Source organism: Streptomyces sp. NPDC048419 (assembly GCF_043200415.1).
GTDB lineage: Bacteria > Actinomycetota > Actinomycetes > Streptomycetales > Streptomycetaceae > Streptomyces.
Genome location: NZ_JBICXT010000018.1, coordinates 15,942 through 35,475, shown reverse-complemented (window position 1 = coordinate 35,475; position 19,534 = coordinate 15,942). Strand labels below are relative to the sequence as shown.

At 71.9% G+C, this 19,534-nt stretch carries 20 protein-coding genes; 10 read left to right on the top strand and 10 right to left on the bottom strand.

The window, feature by feature from the left end; translation table 11 throughout:
• Window positions 1-72: 72 nt before the first annotated feature.
• Window positions 73-1,224 (top strand): D-alanyl-D-alanine carboxypeptidase family protein, encoded by a 1,152-nt coding sequence (locus ACGFYN_RS31680; RefSeq protein WP_393869342.1) that lies wholly within the window; start codon window positions 73-75, stop codon window positions 1,222-1,224.
• A 262-nt stretch (window positions 1,225-1,486) separates the two neighbouring features.
• On the opposite strand, the gene ACGFYN_RS31675 is transcribed toward ACGFYN_RS31680, so the two are convergent.
• Window positions 1,487-2,257, bottom strand: coding sequence for an SDR family oxidoreductase (locus tag ACGFYN_RS31675; protein WP_393869341.1), 771 nt, complete (start codon window positions 2,255-2,257; stop codon window positions 1,487-1,489).
• A 60-nt stretch (window positions 2,258-2,317) separates the two neighbouring features.
• A complete protein-coding gene (locus ACGFYN_RS31670) occupies window positions 2,318-3,328 on the bottom strand; it encodes a Gfo/Idh/MocA family protein (RefSeq protein WP_393869340.1) in 1,011 nt (336 codons plus the stop codon).
• 95 nt (window positions 3,329-3,423) lie between these two features.
• Between ACGFYN_RS31670 and ACGFYN_RS31665 the strand changes: the two genes are divergently transcribed.
• The 5 genes from ACGFYN_RS31665 (at window position 3,424) to ACGFYN_RS31645 (ending at window position 8,493) form a co-directional block, all read left to right on the top strand.
• The gene (locus ACGFYN_RS31665; RefSeq protein ID WP_393869339.1) at window positions 3,424-4,719 is read left to right on the top strand and encodes a multidrug effflux MFS transporter; all 1,296 of its coding nucleotides are present in this window, start codon (window positions 3,424-3,426) and stop codon (window positions 4,717-4,719) included.
• Window positions 4,671-5,846, top strand: coding sequence for a serine hydrolase domain-containing protein (locus ACGFYN_RS31660; RefSeq protein ID WP_393869338.1), 1,176 nt, complete (start codon window positions 4,671-4,673; stop codon window positions 5,844-5,846). Before ACGFYN_RS31665 ends, ACGFYN_RS31660 begins: the two co-directional genes overlap by 49 nt.
• 151 nt (window positions 5,847-5,997) lie before the next feature.
• Window positions 5,998-6,993: a small ribosomal subunit Rsm22 family protein gene (locus tag ACGFYN_RS31655; protein WP_393869337.1), complete on the top strand. Its 996-nt coding sequence runs from the start codon at window positions 5,998-6,000 to the stop codon at window positions 6,991-6,993.
• Window positions 6,994-7,048: 55 nt separating this feature from the next.
• Window positions 7,049-7,714: a TetR/AcrR family transcriptional regulator gene (locus tag ACGFYN_RS31650; RefSeq protein ID WP_393869336.1), complete on the top strand. Its 666-nt coding sequence runs from the start codon at window positions 7,049-7,051 to the stop codon at window positions 7,712-7,714.
• A 38-nt stretch (window positions 7,715-7,752) separates the two neighbouring features.
• On the top strand, window positions 7,753-8,493 hold the full coding sequence (locus ACGFYN_RS31645) for a bifunctional DNA primase/polymerase (RefSeq protein ID WP_393869335.1): 741 nt from the start codon (window positions 7,753-7,755) through the stop codon (window positions 8,491-8,493).
• A gap of 18 nt (window positions 8,494-8,511) precedes the next feature.
• Here ACGFYN_RS31645 and ACGFYN_RS31640 read toward each other — a convergent pair whose 3' ends face one another.
• The 4 genes from ACGFYN_RS31640 to efeO are packed head-to-tail and all read right to left on the bottom strand — an operon-like array spanning window position 8,512 to window position 12,784.
• Window positions 8,512-9,513, bottom strand: a complete 1,002-nt coding sequence (locus ACGFYN_RS31640; RefSeq protein ID WP_393869334.1) for a hypothetical protein — start codon at window positions 9,511-9,513, stop codon at window positions 8,512-8,514.
• Window positions 9,473-10,345 carry an iron uptake transporter permease EfeU gene (efeU, locus tag ACGFYN_RS31635; RefSeq protein ID WP_393869333.1) on the bottom strand — a complete coding sequence of 291 codons (873 nt, stop codon included), beginning with the start codon at window positions 10,343-10,345 and terminating at the stop codon, window positions 9,473-9,475. Before efeU ends, ACGFYN_RS31640 begins: the two co-directional genes overlap by 41 nt.
• 3 nt (window positions 10,346-10,348) lie before the next feature.
• The gene (gene efeB / locus ACGFYN_RS31630; protein WP_393869332.1) at window positions 10,349-11,632 is read right to left on the bottom strand and encodes an iron uptake transporter deferrochelatase/peroxidase subunit; all 1,284 of its coding nucleotides are present in this window, start codon (window positions 11,630-11,632) and stop codon (window positions 10,349-10,351) included.
• A gap of 12 nt (window positions 11,633-11,644) precedes the next feature.
• Window positions 11,645-12,784 (bottom strand): iron uptake system protein EfeO, encoded by a 1,140-nt coding sequence (gene efeO / locus ACGFYN_RS31625; RefSeq protein WP_393869331.1) that lies wholly within the window; start codon window positions 12,782-12,784, stop codon window positions 11,645-11,647.
• Between the two features lie 319 nt (window positions 12,785-13,103).
• Between efeO and ACGFYN_RS31620 the strand changes: the two genes are divergently transcribed.
• Window positions 13,104-13,991, top strand: a complete 888-nt coding sequence (locus ACGFYN_RS31620; protein ID WP_393869330.1) for a hypothetical protein — start codon at window positions 13,104-13,106, stop codon at window positions 13,989-13,991.
• On the top strand, window positions 13,984-14,640 hold the full coding sequence (locus ACGFYN_RS31615) for a PhzF family phenazine biosynthesis protein (protein ID WP_393869329.1): 657 nt from the start codon (window positions 13,984-13,986) through the stop codon (window positions 14,638-14,640). Before ACGFYN_RS31620 ends, ACGFYN_RS31615 begins: the two co-directional genes overlap by 8 nt.
• A gap of 3 nt (window positions 14,641-14,643) precedes the next feature.
• Here the strand turns inward: ACGFYN_RS31615 and ACGFYN_RS31610 are convergent, their stop codons facing one another.
• The gene (locus ACGFYN_RS31610) at window positions 14,644-15,213 is read right to left on the bottom strand and encodes a heme oxygenase (biliverdin-producing) (RefSeq protein WP_393869328.1); all 570 of its coding nucleotides are present in this window, start codon (window positions 15,211-15,213) and stop codon (window positions 14,644-14,646) included.
• Window positions 15,214-15,219: 6 nt separating this feature from the next.
• The gene (gene map, locus ACGFYN_RS31605) at window positions 15,220-16,077 is read right to left on the bottom strand and encodes a type I methionyl aminopeptidase (RefSeq protein WP_393869327.1); all 858 of its coding nucleotides are present in this window, start codon (window positions 16,075-16,077) and stop codon (window positions 15,220-15,222) included.
• Between the two features lie 58 nt (window positions 16,078-16,135).
• Between map and ACGFYN_RS31600 the strand changes: the two genes are divergently transcribed.
• The gene (locus ACGFYN_RS31600) at window positions 16,136-16,366 is read left to right on the top strand and encodes a hypothetical protein (RefSeq protein WP_393869326.1); all 231 of its coding nucleotides are present in this window, start codon (window positions 16,136-16,138) and stop codon (window positions 16,364-16,366) included.
• Here ACGFYN_RS31600 and ACGFYN_RS31595 read toward each other — a convergent pair whose 3' ends face one another.
• Both ACGFYN_RS31595 and ACGFYN_RS31590 read right to left on the bottom strand, forming a co-directional pair.
• Window positions 16,367-17,680: an MFS transporter gene (locus ACGFYN_RS31595; protein ID WP_393869325.1), complete on the bottom strand. Its 1,314-nt coding sequence runs from the start codon at window positions 17,678-17,680 to the stop codon at window positions 16,367-16,369. It lies immediately after the preceding gene.
• Window positions 17,681-17,749: 69 nt separating this feature from the next.
• Window positions 17,750-18,352, bottom strand: coding sequence for a hypothetical protein (locus ACGFYN_RS31590; RefSeq protein ID WP_393869324.1), 603 nt, complete (start codon window positions 18,350-18,352; stop codon window positions 17,750-17,752).
• Between the two features lie 79 nt (window positions 18,353-18,431).
• Between ACGFYN_RS31590 and ACGFYN_RS31585 the strand changes: the two genes are divergently transcribed.
• Window positions 18,432-19,505 (top strand): exo-alpha-sialidase, encoded by a 1,074-nt coding sequence (locus ACGFYN_RS31585; RefSeq protein WP_393869323.1) that lies wholly within the window; start codon window positions 18,432-18,434, stop codon window positions 19,503-19,505.
• Window positions 19,506-19,534: the final 29 nt, after the last annotated feature.

Below are 19,534 nucleotides of genomic sequence, written 5' to 3'. Positions count from 1 at the left end.
GACAGGCAATTCCTATGCTCCCGAGGGCCTACTGCCAGGAAGCTCCTGTTGGGTGCGGTGTACGGTCCCGGGATGCACGATTTCTCTCCGCCGACCCGGCGTGCCGCTCTCGGCCTGGCCGCTGCCGCCGTTCCGCTCGTGGGGGCGGCCCCCGCCTCCGCCGCGGCCGCCGTCGTCGGCGGTACGCGACTCGCCCGCGAGGGAATTCAGGTGAGTGATGCCACAGGGCTCCCGGAGAAACTCACCGCGAGCGCCTGGATCGTCGCCGACGGCGACAGCGCAGAGGTGCTCGCCTCGTTCGGCGCGCACCGGCGCCTGGCCCCCGCCTCCACGCTGAAGATGCTGTTCGCGGACACCGTGCTGAAGAAGTTCCACCGCACCGACCGGCACAAGGTGACCGCGGCCGACCTGGCCGACATCCCCTCGGGCTCCAGCCTCGTCGGGATCAGGCCCGGGATCACCTACACCGTCGAGGAGTTGTGGCAGGGCGTGTTCCTGCGCTCCGGCAACGACGCCGTGCACGTGCTCGCCCACATGAACGGCGGCGTGGCGAAGACGGTCGCCGAGATGCAGGCCAAGGCCGAGGATCTGCAGGCGCTGGACACCCATGTCGTCAGCCCGGACGGCTTCGACCACAAGGGCCAGCTCTCCTCGGCCTACGACCTCACCCTGTTCGCCCGGCACGGGCTGAAGAACACCGACTTCCGCGAGTACTGCCACACCAGGACCGCCGCCTTTCCGGCGGGCGGCAGCAAGACGTTCCAGATCCAGAACACCGACCGCCTGCTCACGGGCGCCTGGGGCCTGAAGACGTACGACGGCCTGATCGGGGTCAAGAACGGGTTCACCAGCAACGCGGGCAACACCTTCACCGGCGCCGCCACCCGCGGCGGCCGGACCCTGCTGGTCACCGTGATGCATCCCAAGAGCGGCTACAACGCCGTCTACGAGGAGACGGCCGCGCTGCTCGACTGGGGCTTCGGGAAAGGGAGTTCGGTCAAGGCGGTGGGCACGCTGGTCAAGCCGATCAGCGAGGGCGGCGCGAAGGCGACCCCCACGCGTACGGCCGCCCGGGCGGCGGCCGGCCCGCCGGGAGCGTCGTCCGTCGGCCCGTCGGCCTGGCGGCTGCTGGAGGGCGCGGGCAGCACGGTCGTCGTGCTGGCGGGTGGCGTGTGGGCGCTGCGCAGGCGGATGCGGGGCAGCGGCGGCCGGCACGCGGGCTGAGAGCCTGTGAACAAGCCCTGACATGCGGCAGCCGCTCCACCCACCGGTGCTTCTCTCACGGTCCCACGCGAGATCCACCCCCACCCGGTGCGGTGGAACGGCTGCCGTCTCCCCCCTCGGTTAGGACTTTGGAACGAGGGCCCTCCAAGTGTGAAGCTCCTGTGGAGGATGATTCGAGCATAAGCGCCCGACCGGCCGCTATGGTGCGGACGTTCGTATTCCGCTTGTGCAAGTTGATGAGTTGAGTACCGGCGGGCGAGGGTCAGCCCCGCCCCACGAACGGCATCGCGGTGGCCAGGACGGTCGCGAACTGCACGTTCGCCTCCAGCGGCAGCTCGGCCATGTGCCGCACCGTGCGCGCCACATCGGCCACGTCCATCACCGGCTCGGGCGCGATCTCACCGTTCGCCTGCAGCGCTCCGGTCTGCATCCGCGAGGTCATGTCGGTCGCCGCGTTGCCGATGTCGATCTGCCCGACCGCGATGTCGTACGGCCGCCCGTCCAGCGACAGCGCCTTGGTCAGCCCGGTCAGCGCGTGCTTGGTCGCCGTGTAGGCAACGGAGTGCGGCCGGGGCGTATGCGCCGAGATGGAGCCGTTGTTGATGATCCGCCCGCCCCGCGGGTCCTGCTCCTTCATCTGCCGGTAGGCCGCCTGGGCGCACAGGAACGCCCCGTTGAGGTTGGTGTCCACCACATGCCGCCACGCGTCGTACGGCAGCTCCTCGACCGGCACCCCGCCGGGTCCGAACGTCCCCGCGTTGTTGAACAGCAGGTCCACCCGCCCGAACCGCTCGACGGTGGCGGCGAAGAGCGCGTCCACCTCCTCCGGTCGCGAGACGTCCGTCCGTACGGTGAGACCCGGTGCGCCGGGCACGAGTGAAGCCGTCTCCTCCAGCGTCGCCGGGCGCCGTCCCGCGAGCGCCACCGACCAGCCCGCGCGCAGCAGCTCCACGGCGACCGCCCGCCCGATGCCGGAGCCGGCACCCGTCACGACCGCGATCCTCGGCTGCTCATCCGTCTGCATGGCATTCATGGCCCCGCAGCGTAGGCGAGAGTCCGGCATGCGGGACGGCGGCGTCCGCCATCCGGAGGCTCAGGCGAGTGTGGCGGCCTCGCCCGGGTAGCGGACGCCGATGCGGTCCCGGATCGCGTCCAGCGTCCGCATCACCGCGAGGGTGCCGTCGAGCGGCACCAGCGGCGACTCGGTCTCGCCGGCCCGCAGGGCACGCATCACCTCCCGCGCCTCGTGCTTGAGGCTGTTGCGCGGGCCGTCGCCAGGGGCGGCCGCGAACTCCTCGGGCTCACGCCCGTCGCGGTGCAGCACGAAGCGGTCCGGGAAGAAGAAGCCGTACGGAATGTCGATCCGGCCCAAGGAGCCGGTGACCGACGCCGAGGTGGCCGTACCGCCGACGATCGAGCAGTGCACCGAGGCGATCGCACCGCCCTCGTAGCCGAGCAGGGCGCCCGTCTGCAGGTCGACGCCCTCCTCGGAGAGCACCGCCCGCGCCGTCACGTCGGTCGGCTCACCGAGCAGCAGCTGCGCGAACGACACCGGGTAGACGCCGAGGTCGAGCAGCGAGCCGCCGCCCTGCCCGGGGTCGCGCAGCCGGTGGGTGGGCGGGAACGGCCCGGCCAGCCCGAAGTCGGCCTGCACACTGCGGACCTCACCGATCGCACCGTCGTCGACGAGCTCCTTCAGGCGCCGTACGAGGGGATTGCAGTACATCCACATCGCCTCCATCAGGAAGCTCCCGCGGCCGCGCGCCAGCGCCACCAGCTCCTGCGCCTCGGGGGCGTTGAGGGTGAACGCCTTCTCGCACAGCACGTTGCGCCCGGCCTCCAGGCACAGGCCCGCGGCCTCGCGGTGCGCCGAGTGCGGGGTGGCGACGTACACGACATCGATGTCCGTGTCCTCGGCGAGCCCGGCCCAGTCGCCGTACGCCCGCGCGATCCCGAACCGCTCCGCGAACGCCTTCGCCGACGTCTTCGTCCGCGAGGCCACCGCGACGACCTCCGCGTCCGGCAGGTCGATCAGATCCGCCGTGAACGCGGCGGCGATCCCACCGGTCGCGAGGATCCCCCACCGCACTCTCTCCGCCGTCATCCCGGACCCCGCCCTCGTATGGCACTCGTATGGCATTCGGCACTGTGTACGAGCTGAGAGCATAGGTTGCGGACGACTCGGAGAGGGAGGGGCGCATGGCCGAGCAGGGGGCCTCGACAGCACACATACAGCGGGCGGCCGGAGCGGAACACGAACCGGCCGCTCCCGCTGTCCGCCGCACCGGACTGCTCGTCACCCTGATCCTCGGCGGTCTCACCGCCACACCCCCGCTGGCGATGGACATGTACCTCCCCTCGCTCCCGGAGGTCACCGGCTCCCTGCACGCGCCCGCCGCAACCGTCCAGCTCACCCTGACCGCCTGCCTGCTCGGCATGGCGCTCGGGCAGCTGGTGGCGGGCCCTATGAGCGACCGGTGGGGCCGCCGCCGCCCGCTGCTGACCGGCCTCGTCGCCTACGTCGTCTCGACCGTGCTGTGCGCCTTCGCGCCGACCGTCGAGGTGCTGGTCGCCTTCCGGCTCGCGCAGGGCCTGGCGGGCGCGGCCGGCATCGTCATCGCGCGGGCCGTGGTCCGGGACCTGTACGACGGCGTCCTGATGGCCCGCTTCTTCTCCACCCTCATGCTGATCAGCGGGGTCGCCCCGATCGTCGCGCCGCTGATCGGCGGGCAGATCCTGCGGGTCACGGACTGGCGGGGCGTCTTCGTGGTGCTCACGGTCGTCGGCACGGCGCTGACCGCGCTGGTGTGGGCGAAGCTGCCCGAGACCCTCCCCGAACGCGAGCGGCACGGCGGGGGAGTGCTCGAGGCCCTGCACACCATGCGCCGCCTCCTCGCCGACCTCCCCTTCACCGGCTTCATGCTCACCGGCGGCTTCGCCTTCGCGTCCCTGTTCGCCTACATCGCCGCCTCGCCCTTCGTGATCCAGGAGATCTACGGCGCCTCCCCGCAGACCTTCAGCCTGCTCTTCGGACTGAACTCGATCGGGCTCGTCGCCGTCGGCCAGCTCAACGGCAAGGTGCTGGTCGGCAGGGTCCGCCTGGAACGGGTGCTGGGCCTGGGCCTCGCCGTCGTCATCGCCGCCGCCACCGCCCTGCTGCTGATGTCCGCCGGCGTCCTCGGCACCGCCGGCCTCGTGCCGGTCGCCGCCGCCCTGTTCGTCCTGATGTCCGCGATGGGGGTGACGCTGCCGAACGCCCAGGCCCTCGCCCTGATGCGCACCAGGCACGCCGCCGGCTCCGCGTCCGCGCTGCTCGGCACGTCCTCGTTCCTCATCGGCGCCGTCGCCTCCCCGCTCGTCGGGATCGCCGGGGAGCACACCGCCGTCCCGATGGCCGTCGTCCAACTGGCCGCAGCACTGGTGGCGCTGGCCTGCTTCGTGGGAATGTGCCGTCCTTGGAACGGGCGTGCGAACGCGGAGGGAGCAGAGAGCTGAGCGCACCGAGACTGCGCAGGGACAGCCCCGAACGGGCCGGCCTCGACCGCGGCGAACTACGCCACCTCGTCCAGGACGTCCACGACCTCACCACCGGTGAGCGGTCCTGGGCCGCGGGCACCGTCGTGGTCGCCGGACGCGGCCCGGTCATCGCCGTCGAGGAGGCCGCGGGCTGGGCCGTGCGGTACACCGCCTACGACGCCGAACGCGACCGCGGCATCGAACTGCCCGCCGCGGCACGGGTCCCCATGACCGTCGACACCCCCTTCGACCTGGCCTCCCTCACCAAGCTGTTCACGGCCGTCGCCGCCGTGCAGCAGATCGAGCGCGGCACGCTCGGCATCGACGCCCGGGTCGGCGCGTACCTGCCGGAGTTCGTCGCGGCCTCCCGGCACGGCATCACCGTGCGCCAGCTGCTCACCCACACCTCCGGGCTGCGCCCCGAACTCCCGCTCTACGACTGCGCGGACGACAACGAGCGGCTGGCGATGCTACGCGCGGAGACGCCGGTGGGCGTGCCCGGCATGTACACCTACTCCGACCTCAACTTCCTGCTGCTCCAGTTCGTCCTGGAGCGCAGCACCGGCCGCACCCTGGACGTCCTGATCCACGACGGCATCACCCGGCCGCTGGGCATGCTGTCCACCGACTTCGGGCCCTGCCCCGGCGCGGCCGCGACCGAGGACCAGCGCCGGCCGTGGGCCAAGGCCGACCGGGGCATGGTGCGCGGCGTCGTCCACGACGAGAACGCGTGGGCGCTCGGCGGGATCGCCGGCCACGCGGGCATGTTCTCCACCGGCGGGGACCTCGCCGTCTTCTGCCGCACGCTGCTCGCCGGCGGCTCCTACGGCCCCGCGCGCATCCTCGGCGCGGACTTCGTGGAGCTGCTGCTGACCCCTCCGGGGCTGGGCTTCGCGATCGACCAGCCTTGGTTCATGGGGGAGTTGGCGGGGCGGGGGGCCGCGGGACATACGGGGTTCACGGGGACGTCGGTGGTCCTGGACCCGGAGACGGGGACGTTTCTGGTGCTGCTCGCGAATGCGGTGCATCCCGTTCGGCGGCGGGGTGACAGTCGGCCTCGGGCCGCGGCGGCGACGCGGATGGCTCGGGCCGTGCGTCCGGTTTAGCCGCGTGGGTGCTGCGGACCATTGCCGGGGGCCGCGTCCCCAGACCCCCATCGGCCCTGAAGGGGCCTCGTACTCAAACGCCGGACGGGCTGAAAGACGCAGGCGCCCCCACGACGGCCGCCGGACGAAGCGCTCCCCTTAGACTCGCCCGGTGAACGCCCCCGTATCCCCGGCCGAGACCCTGCGCACCGCCCTCGCCACGCTGCTCGACGGGCTTCCGCCCAAGCGGGCCGCGCAGGCCGTCGAGCGGCTCATCGCCCACTACCGGGGGGTCACCCCGACCGATGCGCCGATCCTGCGGGACCGCGCGGACGTGGCCGCCTATGCCGCGTACCGGATGCCGGCGACGTACGAGGCGGTGCGGGCCGCGCTCGGGGCGTTCGCCGACGCGGTGCCGGACTGGGCCCCGGGAAGCCATGTGGACGTCGGCGGCGGGACGGGCGCCGCGATCTGGGCCGTCAGCGCCACCTGGCCCGGCGGGCGCGGCGTCACCGTGCTGGACTGGGCCGAACCCGCGCTCGCCCTCGGCCGGGAGATCGCGGCCGCCAACCCGGCACTGGCGCAGGCCGGTTGGCGGCGGACGCGGATCGGCAAGGACCTCGCGCTCGACGACACCGATCTCGTGACCGTGTCCTACGTGCTCAACGAGCTGACCGAGGCCGACCGCGCCGCGCTCGTGGACGCCGCCGCGTCCGCCGCCCGGGCCGTCGTGATCGTCGAGGCCGGCACCCCCGGCGGTTACGCCCGCGTCATCGAGGCCCGCGACCGGCTGATCGCGGCCGGCTTCCACGTCGCCGCGCCCTGTCCGCACAGCGCGGCCTGTCCGATCGTGCCCGGCGAGGACTGGTGCCACTTCTCGGCCCGGGTCAGCCGCTCCTCCCTGCACCGGCAGGTCAAGGGCGGCTCCCTGGCCTACGAGGACGAGAAGTTCAGCTACGTCGCCGCCACCCGTCTCCCGGTCGCGCCCGCGGCCTCACGCGTCGTGCGGCGCCCGCAGCTCCGCAAGGGGCAGGTCCTGCTGGAGCTGTGCGAGCGGGACGAGGAGCTGCGCCGCTCGACGGTGACCAAGCGCCACGGCGACCTGTACAAGGCGGCGCGGGACGCGGACTGGGGAGACGCCTGGCCGCCGTACGCCGAGGAGTCGTAGGGCGAGGAGCTGCAGGGCGAGGAGCCGCAGGGCCGCGGAACGATACCGTCGAACCATGGTCAAGAAGCCCGCCCCCGACGCCACCCGCCGCAGCGAGAGGTCCCGTCGCGCGATCTACGACGCGGCCCTGGAGCTGATCGGCGAGATCGGCTACCCGAAGACGACCATCGAGGGCATCGCCGCACGGGCCGGCGTCGGCAAGCAGACGATCTACCGGTGGTGGGGCTCCAAGGCGGACGTCCTGCTGGAGGCGTTCCTCGACCTGAGCGAGCAGGCGTCCCGGGACGCGGGCCCGGAGTACGAGTTCGCCATCCCGGACACCGGCGACCTGGCCGCCGACCTCAAGGCCGTGCTGCGCCTGACCGTCGACCAGCTCAAGGACCCCCGCTTCGAGGGGCCCTCCCGCGCCCTGGCCGCGGAAGGCCTGGTCAACGAGGAGCTGGGCCGCGTCTTCGTGGCCAAGCTCCTCGAACCTTCGCTCCAGCTCTACGTCGACCGTGTGCGCTCCGCCCAGCGGGCCGGCCAGGTCCGCGTGGACGTCGACCCGCGCATCGCCCTGGAACTGTGGGTCTCCCCTCTCGCCCAGCGCTGGCTCCAGCACACGGGACCGATCTCCTACGAGTACACCGACACCCTCGTCGAGTACGCCCTGCACGGTCTCGCCCCTCGTACCCGGGATGTCCCTTCTGGCACCCCGGAGGGCGGTCCGGTGGGACCATAGGGCATGCTGGTCCGCACGACGGCAAGGCGAGGAGATTGATGAGCGCGGAGTTCGGCGGCCGAACCGGCCGGCAGGGCAAACTCTCCCAGTGGCTGCGCGGACGCCGCCCGAAGGAGGACGGCGCCGACGACGGCGACCGTGAGGCCTTGCTGGTTGCCGCCGCCGGAGCGGGCCTGCCGCTCGCCCCCGCCGCCCATCCCGCCCCCGGCTACGGATGCTCCTGCGACCGCGTGGGCTGTCCCACCCCGGCCCGGCACCCGGTGTCGTTCGCCTGGCAGACGCAGTCCACCACCGACCGCGCGCAGATCGAGCGCTGGGCCCGGCACCAGCCGCAGGCCAACTTCATCACCGCGACCGGCATGGTGCACGACGTGCTGGACGTACCCGTCCAGGCGGGCCTGCCGGCGCTTCAGCGGCTGCTCGCCTCCGACATCGAGGTCGGCCCCGTCGCGGAGAGCGACGACGGTCGGCTCCTCTTCTTCACCCTCACCCGCGGCACCCCCGAGGACGAGGACGAGTGGTGGCCCTGCGAGCTGGACTGCCACCCCGAGACGATGGACGAGCACCCCGGGCTGCGCTGGCACTGCCGCGGTTCCTACGTCCTCGTGCCGCCGGCCCGGTTGTCCGGTGACGACGGCTCGGCCGTGCACTGGGTGCGCGGCCCCGAGCACCCCCTGCCGGACCCGCTGAGCCTGCTCGAGATCCTCACCGACGAGTGCGCCCGCTTCGCCGGCACGGACGCCGGCCACGTGAGCGCGGCCTGGCCCCTGCGCCACTGAGCCGCAAAACCCCGCTCGCTACGACCCCTGGGCCGAGGTGAGCCCCTCCAGCCGGGACAGCACCGACACCTGCCCGCCGCCCGTACCCTGCTTCGGGTCCAGCGCGATGCCGTTGGAGATGAACTCCATCGTGAACGACTGCTTGATCTCCCCGGTCGTCAGCGCCTTCACGCTCGCGTTCGGCGTGGGGATCGAGGTGCCCGTGGCCGCCGTCTGCTTCTCGTAGCGGCGGGTGGTGAAGAACACCAGCGCGCCGCCGTCCGTGGTGCGCAGCGCCAGCGGCGCGTAGTCGCCGCTGATCAGCGGCTCGTCGATGTACTGCGTGACCAGACCGGGCCGCTTGCCGTCCTTCGCGCGCTGCGCGCGCCAGCGGTCGGTGTACGGACCGGAGGCGAACGACTTGCCGCCCTTCTTCAGGTACGTCGCGTAGGTCCGGCTCAAGTCCTGCGGCGCGACGGCGAGTTCGCCGGAGTTCACGGGCACGGCCTCGGCCCAGCCGTCCGCGTCCTTCCGCACCTTCGGCAGCGTGCCGGGGGAGACGAGCGTCAGGTACGCCACCCGCCACGTCCGGCCCAGGCCGTCCCGGGTGAACACCAGCACCCAGCGCAGCGCGCCGCCCTTGTTGCCCTTCGCCTCCGCCACGAACCAGCGCGGCCAGCCGGCCTTCTTGGGGATCGTGTACGTCACGTCGGTCAGCTTCAGCGGCGTGTGCGAGGGATTGCCGCCCGGGTTGATCGCATGACCGGCCTTGAGGCGGGCCGCGTCGATGTCGCCGAGGGCGCCCGTGACATGGCCGGCGTCGAGTGAACTGTCGTACGCCTTGTCCGCCTTGTTGTACGCAGTGGTGAACTGCTCCAGTGCCTTCGCGGCCTCGGCGCGTGTGGAGGAGGGGAGCACCTCGCGCTCCCCGTGGACCACCACGCAACCGCTCGCCGTCATCGACAAAGCGGTCAACGAGGCCGCGATCAGTGCACTCCGGTCAAGCCTGCGGAGCCTTCGAGGGCCGCGATCCCTGCTCATCAGGTGCCTTCACCTTCCCCTTCCCGGAGGCGAACCCTACCGGGGCGAAGAACACCGCGAGTGTCGGGATCAGGTACAGCAGCCACACCGTGACCTGGAGAACGGTCGGGTCCGGCTGGAAGTTGAACACGCCCTTGAGGAGCGTGCCGTACCAGCTGTCCGGCGGGATGGTGCCGCTGATGTCGAAGGCCAGGTGCGTCAGACCGGGGATCCAGTCGGCCTCCTGGAGGTCGTGGAAGCCGTACGCCAGCACGCCCGCCGCGACCACGACCAACATGCCGCCGGTCCAGGTGAAGAACTTCGCCAGGTTGATCTTCAGGGCGCCGCGGTAGAACAGCCAGCCCAGGAAGACCGCGGTGGCGAGGCCGAGGGCCACGCCGATCAGCGGGCGGGGGGTGCCGTCGCTGGCCGCGTGCACCGAGGCCCACACGAACAGGGCGGTCTCCAGGCCCTCCCGGCCGACGGCGAGGAAGGCGGTGGCGACCAGGGCGCCCGTGCCCATCGCGAGGGCGGCGTCCAGCTTGCCGTGCAGTTCGGACTTCAGATGGCGGGCGGTGCGCCGCATCCAGAAGACCATCCACGTCACCAGGCCGACCGCGACGATCGACAGGGAGCCGCCGAGGGCCTCCTGCGCCTGGAACGTCAGCTCCTGGGAGCCGAATTCGAGGGCGCAGCCGAAGCCCATCGCGATCAGGACGGCGACGGCGATGCCGATCCAGATGGGCCGGATCGCGTCCCGGCGGCCCGTCTTGACCAGATAGGCAATCAGGATGCACACGACGAGGCTGGCTTCCAGACCCTCGCGCAGACCGATCAGATAGTTGGAGAACACGGGCTACGCCTCCTTGGAGAACAGCGTGCTGCCCCACCAGTCGTCCTTGTCACGGACGCCGGGCGGGACCGCGAAGACCGCCGAACCCACGTGCTGGATGTACTCGTTGAGCGCGTCCTGCGCCGACAGCCGGCGCTGCAGCGGGATGAACCCCTTGCGGACGTCGCGCTGGTAGGCGAGGAAGAACAGACCGGCGTCCAGGCGGCCCAGGCCGTCGGTGCCGTCGGTGAAGGAGTAGCCCCGGCGCAGGATCGTGACCCCGTCGTTGGAGTCGGGGTGCGCCAGCCGGACGTGCGCGTCGGGCTTCATCGCCTTCAGGAACGGCTTGTCGTGCTCCTTGGCCTTGCCGACCGGTGCGCCCTCCCCCTTGTCCCGGCCGAACACGTCCTCCTGCTCCTGCAGCGAGGTGCGGTCCCAGGTCTCGATGTGCATCCGGATGCGCCGGGCGACCAGGTACGAGCCGCCGGTCATCCAGTCCGGCCCGTCCTGCTTGCCGACCCACACGAACTTCTTCAGCCGGTCGGTCTCGGTGCCCGCGATGTTGCGGGTGCCGTCCTTGAAGCCCATCAGGTTGCGCGGGGTCTGCGCGCCCGGCGTGGTGGAGGAGGTCTTGCCGAAACCGAGCTGCGACCAGCGGATGTTGACCTTGCCCATGCCGATGCGGGCCAGGTTACGGATCGCGTGCACCGCCACCTGCGGGTCGTCCGCGCAGGCCTGGACGCACAGGTCGCCGCCGGTACGGGCCTTGTCCAGGTTGTCGCCGGCGAACTGCGGCAGGTCCACCAGGGCCTCGGGCCGCTTGTCCTTGATCCCGAACTGCTCGCCGTACTTGGCGAACAGCGACGGACCGAAACCGATCGTCAGCGTCAGCCGCGCGGGCTTCAGGCCCAGCGCCTCACCGGTGTCGTCCGGCGGCGCCTCGGCGAGACCGCCGTACGCGCCGTCACCGACCGCCTTGCCGGCGCTCATCCGGCGCGCGGCCTCCGTCCAGTCCTTGAGCATCTGCACGAACTCGGCGCGGTCCTCGGTCTGCACGTCGAACGCGGCGAAGTGCAGCCTGTCCTGCACGGGTGTGGCGATGCCGGCCTGGTTGGCGCCGTGGAATCCGACCGCGGCGCCCGTCTCGGCGGCGGCCGGGTCCACATCGTTGCCGACCCGGCTCATCGCGACCCCGCCGCCGGCCGCGGCGGCACCGAGCGCGAGCCCGGCCCCGCCCCAGCCGATCAGCGAGCGCCGCGACGGCTTGCGGTCGGCGTCGGCGGTGGTGGCTTCCTGAATGTCCGTCATTTCGGTCCGTCCCTACTTCGCGACGGCGGCGGCGAGCTTGGACAGGGGCTCGGCGAGCGCGTTCACCGCGTCCGAGAGCTCCTTGCGCTGTTCCTCGGTGACCTTGTCGTACGAGACGAAGCCGTCGGAGGTCGCGTCCGTGCGGTACTTGTCCAGCGTCTTGTCCAGCGCGGCGAACTGCTTGTCCAGCTCGGTGGTCAGCGCCTTGTCGTTCTTCTGCGCGACCGGCTTCAGCAGCTCGTACGCCTGCTGCGCGCCCTCGACGTTGGCCTTGAAGTCGCTCAGGTCGGTGTGCGAGTAGGTGTCCTCCTCGCCGGTGATCTTGCCGGTCGCGACCTCGTCGAGCAGCTCCTTGGCGCCGTTGGCCATGGAGGTCGGGGTGATCTCGGCCTTGCCGACCCGCTGCTGCCAGTCCTTGAGGTCGGTGACCAGCTGGTCGGCGAGCGTCTTCTGCGCGGCACCGATCTTCTTGTCCTGCCACAGCGCCTTCTCCAGCGCGTGCCAGCCGGTCCACTTCTGGCCCTTCTCCAGGCCGTCGGCGCGGGTGTCGGTCTTGGGGTCGATGTCGCCGAAGGACTCGGCGATCGGCTCCGTGCGCTCCCAGCCGACGCGGGAGGGGGCGTAGGCGTCCTGGGCGGCCTTGAGGTCACCGGACTTGATCGCCTTGGTGAAGGTCTCCACCTTCGGGATGGTCGCGTCGGCCTGCTGCTGCGCGTATGCGCGGTAGGCGGCGACGGCCTTGTCCAGCCGCGGGTCGCGCTTGGCGGCGGCGCCGGAGCCGGTGACGGTGAGCTTCTGCCGGACGCCGTGGCCCTTCATGCCGGGCCGGCAGGCGATCTCGTACGAGCCCGCCTTCACCTCGGCGGTCAGCGAGTACTTGGTGCCCGGACCGATGTTCTCCTTCTCCGAGACGATCCGGTCGTCCGGGAAGAGGATCTCGACCTCGGTCGCCTTGGAGCCCGTGTTCTCGATGCTCAGCGTGACCTGACCGGCCGGTATCGACTTGGCGGAGGTGTCGCACTTGGAGTCGGCTGCCGTCACCTTGATCGCGGCGTCCCCGTCCGCCTTGCTCTTCTCGGTGCATCCCGTGACTGCGGTCAGGGCCGTCACGGCGGTGACGGCGGTGACGACGGAGAGTCTGGCGGCTCGCATGCAGGCTCCTGAGGCTGGCTGAAAATCGAGTGTGCGGGCTGACAAAGGATGGTGAGGCTCGCCTAACTTATCTAAGGCTTGCCTGCGTGATACCCACCCCCACGGTGATTCAGCTCTCATGGACGCTGTATGGGCACGGACCGATCACGCCGGCCTAAAACAAACCCCAAGGAAGAGTCAAAGCAAATTCAAAGATTCCGGCTCGGAGTGATCAGCCGGGCGCCGGTCGGGGGCGCGGGAGCACCCGGCAGACCCGGCAGAACGAGTTCCGTGTGCCATCCCGTGGGAGCCCGGGCGGAGCATCCCCGACACTGGTCCCGTGGACCGAGAGCGCAGGGAACTGCTTGGGCCGGGACGGCTGGTGCTGCACGTACGGGACCGCCCCGGGCCACCGTCGTTGCGTTTCGAGACGGCGGGAGACGGCCGCGTCCTGCTGCGGCAGGAGGAGCGGCCCGTCCTGCTGGGCCGGTCGGTGGGCGGCGGATGCTGCCCCGATCTGCATCTGCACCGTCTCGGCGACTACCGCTCACCGCTGCCGCCCCTGCGGTCCACGACCATGCGGTCGTCGGTCAACTGGCCGCATCAATATGCCCGTTGGCTGGAGGAGGGCGAGGGCACGCCCCTGCGGAACGGACGCTGGGAGCTGTCCGCGCGGGCCGCTTTCCAACCGGGCGTGTGGACCGAGGACTTCGTCGGGGACTGGCCGGCCGGGCGGCTGGGGCTGTACTGCGGGGGCGGCTGGCACGGCGTCCTGCCGCTGCGCCGGCTCTCCGCGCCCAACGCCTCGCGCGTGAAGGCGTACCGCAAGCACGTCCGCGAGGACACGCTCGCGCCCGTCCTCATCTGGTGGGTGGACTACCTCGACGGCTGGCTGATCCTCGACGGCCACGACCGGGCGGTGGCGGCGCTGGCGGAGGACCGGGTCCCGGAGTGCGTGGAGTTGACCCAGGTGCTGGACGACGAGGAGTGGCGGCGGGTGGCCGCGGAGGCCACCGAGGGGCACGGGCGGCGCATGGCCGGGCTCGCGGGCCGCCCCGCCGGCCCCGGTACCGACCGCCAACGCCGCACTCTGGAACGGGCGCACGCCGACACGCTCGCGACCCTGCCGTACACCGCGGGCTCCACCCGGTTCCTGCCCCTGCCCGGCGGCCCGGCCGCCTGGGACGCCCTCGCTGCTCGCGCAGTGTTTCAATGCCCGAGTGACTGATTACGACGTGCTGCGCGTCTTCTGCGCTCCGAACGGCGGCTACGGCAACGAACTCGGCGTCGTCCGTGAGGGATCCGTCATGCCCGGGCGGCCCGAGCGGCAGGCGTTCGCCGCGAAGCTCGGCTTCAGTGAGACCGTGTTCGTCGACGATCCGGAGCGGGGGGTCGTCGATATCTACACACCCACTCTGCGGCTCCCGTTCGCCGGGCATCCCTGCGTCGGCGTCGCCTGGCTTCTCGATGTGCCCGAGCTGGTGACGCCCGCCGGGGTCGTCGGGGCCCGGCAGGACGGGGAGTTCTGCTGGATCGAGGCCCGGGCGGAGTGGGCGCCGCCGCGGACGCTGCGGCAGTACGCCACGGCCGCCGAGGTGGACGAGCTGCCCGTGCCGCCGAAGGGCGAGTGGATCTACGCCTGGGCCTGGGAGGACGAGCCCGCGGGGCGGGTGCGGGCGCGGGGCTTCCCGGGGCGCGACGACGGCATCGACGAGGACGAGGCGACCGGCGCCGCCGCACTGCTGCTGACCGATCGGCTGGGTAGGGCGCTCAACATCACGCAGGGTGCGGGCTCGCAGATACTGACCGCACCGCAGCCGTACGGCTGGGTCGAGATCGGCGGCCGGGTCCATCTGGAGCGTCAGCCGGAGCGGTGACGGCTACGCGCTGAGCGTGAACTCCTCGCCCAGCGCCCGGAAGACCTCCGTGTTCAGGGCGAACGCCCGCTTGCACTCCGTCAGGACGTGCTGCTCCTCCAGGTCGTCCGCGGGGACGGCGTCCAGGAGTTCGCGGTAGGTAACTGCGCTTGAATGCGGCCGGGTTGGCGATCCGCTCGAAGACGTAGAAGCGGACGCCGTCGCCCTGCGGGCGAAGCCCCATGTCTCCTCCGCCGTGCCGCGGATGATCTGGCCGCCGGAGAGGTCGCCGAGGTAGCGGGTGTAGTGGTGGGCGACGTATCCCGCCGGCCCCCGCTCGGCGCACTTCCGCTCCCGCGCCGCGTACTCCCGCGTCGGGGGCAGGGCGGACAGGCCCGACGGCCGGCCCGGTCCCCGCAAGTGCTCCAGGTCGCGCTCCAGGGCGGCCAGTCGGTACAGCTGGGGCTGGATGAAAGGGCCCGCCACCGGGTCCGACGCCAGGTGCTCCGCTCCGGACTCCAACGCCTCGTACACGAACCAGAGTTGCTCGGTGTAGCGCGCCCCAGCAGGGGCGGGTCCCCGAGAGCGGATCAAGTGGGTTCAGGGGAGCGTGAGGATCTCCGCCCCCGTCTCCGTCACCACCAGCGTGTGCTCGAACTGGGCCGTCCGCCTGCGGTCCTTGGTGACGACCGTCCAGCCGTCGTCCCACATGTCGTACTCGTGCGTCCCCAGCGTCAGCATCGGCTCGATCGTGAAGGTCATCCCGGGCCGGATGAGCGTCGTCGCGTGCGGGCTGTCGTAGTGCGGGACGATCAGGCCCGAGTGGAACGACGAGTTGATGCCGTGACCGGTGAAGTCGCGGACCACGCCGTAGCCGAAGCGCTTGGCGTAGGACTCGATCACGCGGCCGATGATGTTGATCTGGCGGCCCGGCCGGACCGCCTTGATCGCGCGGTTCAGGGACTCGCGGGTGCGGTCCACCAGCAGGCGGCTCTCCTCGTCGACGTCTCCCACCAGGTACGTCGCGTTGTTGTCGCCGTGCACCCCGCCGATGTACGCGGTCACGTCCAGGTTCACGATGTCGCCGTCGCGCAGCACCGTCGAGTCCGGAATGCCGTGGCAGATCACCTCGTTGACGGAGGTGCACAGGGACTTGGGGAAGCCGCGGTAGCCGAGGGTGGAGGGGTAGGCGCCGTGGTCGCACATGTACGCGTGCGCGACCTGGTCCAGTTCGTCGGTGGTGACCCCCGGCGCGATCAGCTTCGCCGCCTCCTCCATCGCCTGCGCGGCGATCCGGCCGGCGAGACGCATCGCCTCGATCGTCTCCGGCGTCTGCACCTCCGGGCCGGTGTACGGCGTCGGCGCGGGCTTGCCGACGTACTCGGGGCGGCGGATGTTTCCGGGCACGGAACGGGTGGGGGACAGGTCCCCTGGTACGAGCAGCGACTGGCCAGACATGCCAGCGAGTCTAACGAGCCGCTGTGGGGGAACATGTGGTTGGCGAGAGGAGCAGGTCATGGCGTTGTTCAAGAAGCGCACCGTCGGCAAGCCGGGCGAATGGTTCTACTGCCTGAAGCACAAGAAGGTCGAGGAGGGGCCGGAGTGCCCCGCCAAGGACCGGTTCGGGCCCTACGCCTCCCGGCAGGAGGCGGAGCACGCGATGGAGACGGCCCGGGAGCGCAATCTCCAGTGGGACACCGACCCGAAGTGGAACGACGCCCCGGCCGGGCGTCCCGACGACGACTGATCAGATCGGTGCCGGTGCGTCGGCCGACGTGCGGCGGGCGCGCAGCCGTGCCGCGTGCTCGTTGGTGCGGACGTCGTAGGTCATCAGCTTCGGCAGGCACAGCGCGAGCAGGCCGACCGCGCCCGCGCACAGCAGGCCGCCGGACCAGACGGACGCCCGTACGCCCCACCACGCGGCGAAACCGCCCGCGCGGACCTGGCCGACGGTCGGGCCGACCGAGTACGACAGCAGCTCGATCCCGGCGAGCCGGCCGCGCAGCTCGTCCGGGATCGTCTGGTTCCACATGGCGCCGCGGAAGATCCCGCTGACCATGTCGCAGCCGCCGGCCACGGTCAGGAACAGCAGCACCAGCCATACGTCGCCCACGACCCCGGCCGCCGCGATCGCCAGGCCCCACAGCGCCGCCGACAGCACGACCATGCGTCCGTGACGCCGCACGCGCGAGGTCCAGCCGCTGGTCAGGCTCACCAGCAGCGACCCGAAGGGGACGCTCGCGTACATCAGGCCCAGCGACCAGTCGGCGTCCAGTTCGTCCGCGAGGAACGGCAGCACCGCGAGCGGCATCGCCAGGAACATCGCGGCGAGGTCGACGGCGTAGGTGCCGAGGAGTTCCTTGCGGCTCCAGGCGTAGCGGGCGCCCTCCGCGATCGCCCTGAGCGACGGCTTCGCGGCCTCGTGCGCGGCGGGGGAGGCGGCTATGCGGACCACCAGGGCGACGGAGACGGCGAAGGTCAGCAGGTCCGCGCCGTAGGCCCAGCCGAGTCCGGCGTACGCCACGACGACGCCCGCGACCGCCGGGCCCGCGACACCGCCGACCGTCCAGCGCAGGGAGTTGAGGGAGGCCGCGGCGGGAAGGTGCTCATGGGCGACGATCCGCGGGAACAGCGAGTCGAGGGCCGGCCGCTGCACCGAGACCAGCGCGGAGGACAGGGCCGCCACGACGTACAGCGGCCAGATCGCCGGGTTCGGCAGCAGGGCGTTGAGCAGCAGCGCGGCGGACAGCAGGCCCTGTCCCGCCTCCGTCCACACGATCAGCTTCCGCTTGTCCAGCGCGTCGGCGAGCGCGCCCCCGTACAGCCCGAACACCAGCAGCGGCAGCAGCTCCACCGCACCGATCGCCCCGACCGCCGCCGCCGACCCCGTGAGGTCCTTGAGCTGCACCGGCACCGCGACGAAGGTGAGGAAGCTCCCGAAGTTCGAGACCGTCCCCGACACCCACAGCCGCCGGAAGTCGACGGAGGCCCGCCAGGGCGCGAGGTCGGGGAGCAGGGCGCGGAGGCGGGCGGCGCGGGGGGTGGGGGAGTCGGCGGTCACGATGGGTCATCGTCGGGCGGGGCGAGCGGCGGAGGCAACCGCTTTTCCGGGGGCGGGGCGGGCGCCTCGTCACCACCCCGCCGGTGGCGGTGCCGTCAGATGGTCGGCCAGCCGGGCCAGCCGGTCCCGCAGGCGGCGCCGGCCTCTCGGGGACGGCAGGGCGTTCTCGCCGGCTGCCGCGCTGACCAGGTGCTGGACCGTGTCGAGGTCGAGTTCGGAGGGGGCCGGGACGGTCAGGGACTCGTGGGCCATCGCGGTGAGTTCGCTCTCGTCGGGGCCCAGGGCGAGGACCGTCGTACCCGCTCGGCGGGCATCGTGGACCCGCTCCAGAAGCGCGGCGTCCGGGCCGCCCGGGGAGACCACGAGCAGGGTCTCCTCGCGCCGGGCCGCGGCCAGGCGCCCCAGGCCGACCGCCAGATGCGCGGGGTCGGTGGGACGCGCGTCGTGCCGTACCAAGGTCGGCGTCAGCTCCGGAGTCCCCGACCAGGCGGCCTCGTCCACCAGGTGGGCGGCGAGGTGCCAGGGCTCGTACTTTTCGGTGCCCACGAGGAGCAGGCCCCCGCCGTGCGACACCACCGAGCCGCGCAGCACCCCGGCGAAGCGCCGGGTGGCGCCCAGCCACTCGGTTCCGGCGAGGACTTCGCGCAGCAGCGCGACCCGTACGGCATCCATGCGGACGCATCCTGCATCAATCGGACACTCGTGACCGGGAGTTCACCGCCAATTCGCCTGCACGGGGGACAGGAGCCGAATGACCGAAGCCACCGTCCCCTTCCGCGCGGGCCGCGAGGGATACGCCAGTTACCGGATTCCCGCGGTGGTCGCGACCGCCGAGGGCACCCTGCTCGCCTTCTGCGAGGGCCGGGTGAAGTCCGCGAGCGACTACGGCCACATCGACGTCGTGTGCAAGCGTTCGACGGACGGCGGCCGCACCTGGGGCCCGCTGCGGGTCGCCGCGAGCAACGGCACCGACCTCGCGGGCAACCCCGCCCCGGTCGTCCTGGACACCGGCCGCATCCTCCTCGTACACGTCCGCTCGGCGGCCACCGCCTCCGAGGACCTGATCGTGCGCGGCAAGGTGAAGGACGCCGACGGGCGCCGCGTGTGGGTGCAGCACAGCGACGACGACGGGGTCACCTGGTCGGGCCCGAAGGAGATCACCCAGCAGGTGAAGAGAGCGGGCTGGCGCTGGTACGCCACCACACCGGGGCACGGCATCCAGCTGAGCACCGGCCGCGTCGTCGTCCCCGGCAACCACACCCTGCCGCCCTCCGCCGGCGACGTCGGCGACGAGGGCAGGTACAACGGCGGCCACTGCCTGCTCAGCGACGACCGCGGCGCGACCTGGTCCCTCGGCTACGTCGACGACACCCCCGACGGCTACATCAACGCCAACGAGACCACCGCCGCCGAACTCCCGGGCGGCCTCGTCTACTTCAACACCCGCACCGACTCCACCTCGCCCGGCAACCGCGCCGACGCCCGCTCCGGCGACGGCGGGCAGACCCTGCGCACCGGCTTCCGTCCGCAGGCCGGCCTCGACGGCCCCGTCTGCCAGGGCAGCCTCCTGCAGCTGCGCGACCCGGACGTCCTGCTGTTCTCCGGCCCCGCCTGCCCGTCCGCCCGGGCCCTGATGACCCTGCGCGCCTGTACGGACGGCGGCATCACCTGGCGCCCGGCGTGCACGGTCGACGGACTGCCCGCCGCCTACTCCGACCTCGTACGGATCGACGCCTCCACCGTCGGACTCCTCTACGAGACAGGGGACTTCGGGGCGTACGAGCGGATCGTCCTGCGGCGGGTGCCCGTGACCCGGCTCACCTGACCGGCAGGGGTGCGCGGGGCGGACGTAAA

Excerpts from the sequence above, each read along its gene's own strand:
- ACGFYN_RS31680 (WP_393869342.1), top strand. The coding sequence starts at position 73 with ATGCACGATTTCTCTCCGCCGACCCGGCGTGCCGCTCTCGGCCTGGCC.
- ACGFYN_RS31675 (WP_393869341.1), bottom strand. The coding sequence starts at position 2,257 with ATGAATGCCATGCAGACGGATGAGCAGCCGAGGATCGCGGTCGTGACG.
- ACGFYN_RS31670 (WP_393869340.1), bottom strand. The coding sequence starts at position 3,328 with ATGACGGCGGAGAGAGTGCGGTGGGGGATCCTCGCGACCGGTGGGATC.
- ACGFYN_RS31665 (WP_393869339.1), top strand. The coding sequence starts at position 3,424 with ATGGCCGAGCAGGGGGCCTCGACAGCACACATACAGCGGGCGGCCGGA.
- ACGFYN_RS31650 (WP_393869336.1), top strand. The coding sequence starts at position 7,049 with ATGGTCAAGAAGCCCGCCCCCGACGCCACCCGCCGCAGCGAGAGGTCC.
- ACGFYN_RS31645 (WP_393869335.1), top strand. The coding sequence starts at position 7,753 with ATGAGCGCGGAGTTCGGCGGCCGAACCGGCCGGCAGGGCAAACTCTCC.
- ACGFYN_RS31640 (WP_393869334.1), bottom strand. The coding sequence starts at position 9,513 with ATGAGCAGGGATCGCGGCCCTCGAAGGCTCCGCAGGCTTGACCGGAGT.
- efeB (WP_393869332.1), bottom strand. The coding sequence starts at position 11,632 with ATGACGGACATTCAGGAAGCCACCACCGCCGACGCCGACCGCAAGCCG.
- efeO (WP_393869331.1), bottom strand. The coding sequence starts at position 12,784 with ATGCGAGCCGCCAGACTCTCCGTCGTCACCGCCGTCACCGCCGTGACG.
- map (WP_393869327.1), bottom strand. The coding sequence starts at position 16,077 with ATGTCTGGCCAGTCGCTGCTCGTACCAGGGGACCTGTCCCCCACCCGT.
- ACGFYN_RS31600 (WP_393869326.1), top strand. The coding sequence starts at position 16,136 with ATGGCGTTGTTCAAGAAGCGCACCGTCGGCAAGCCGGGCGAATGGTTC.
- ACGFYN_RS31590 (WP_393869324.1), bottom strand. The coding sequence starts at position 18,352 with ATGGATGCCGTACGGGTCGCGCTGCTGCGCGAAGTCCTCGCCGGAACC.
- ACGFYN_RS31585 (WP_393869323.1), top strand. The coding sequence starts at position 18,432 with ATGACCGAAGCCACCGTCCCCTTCCGCGCGGGCCGCGAGGGATACGCC.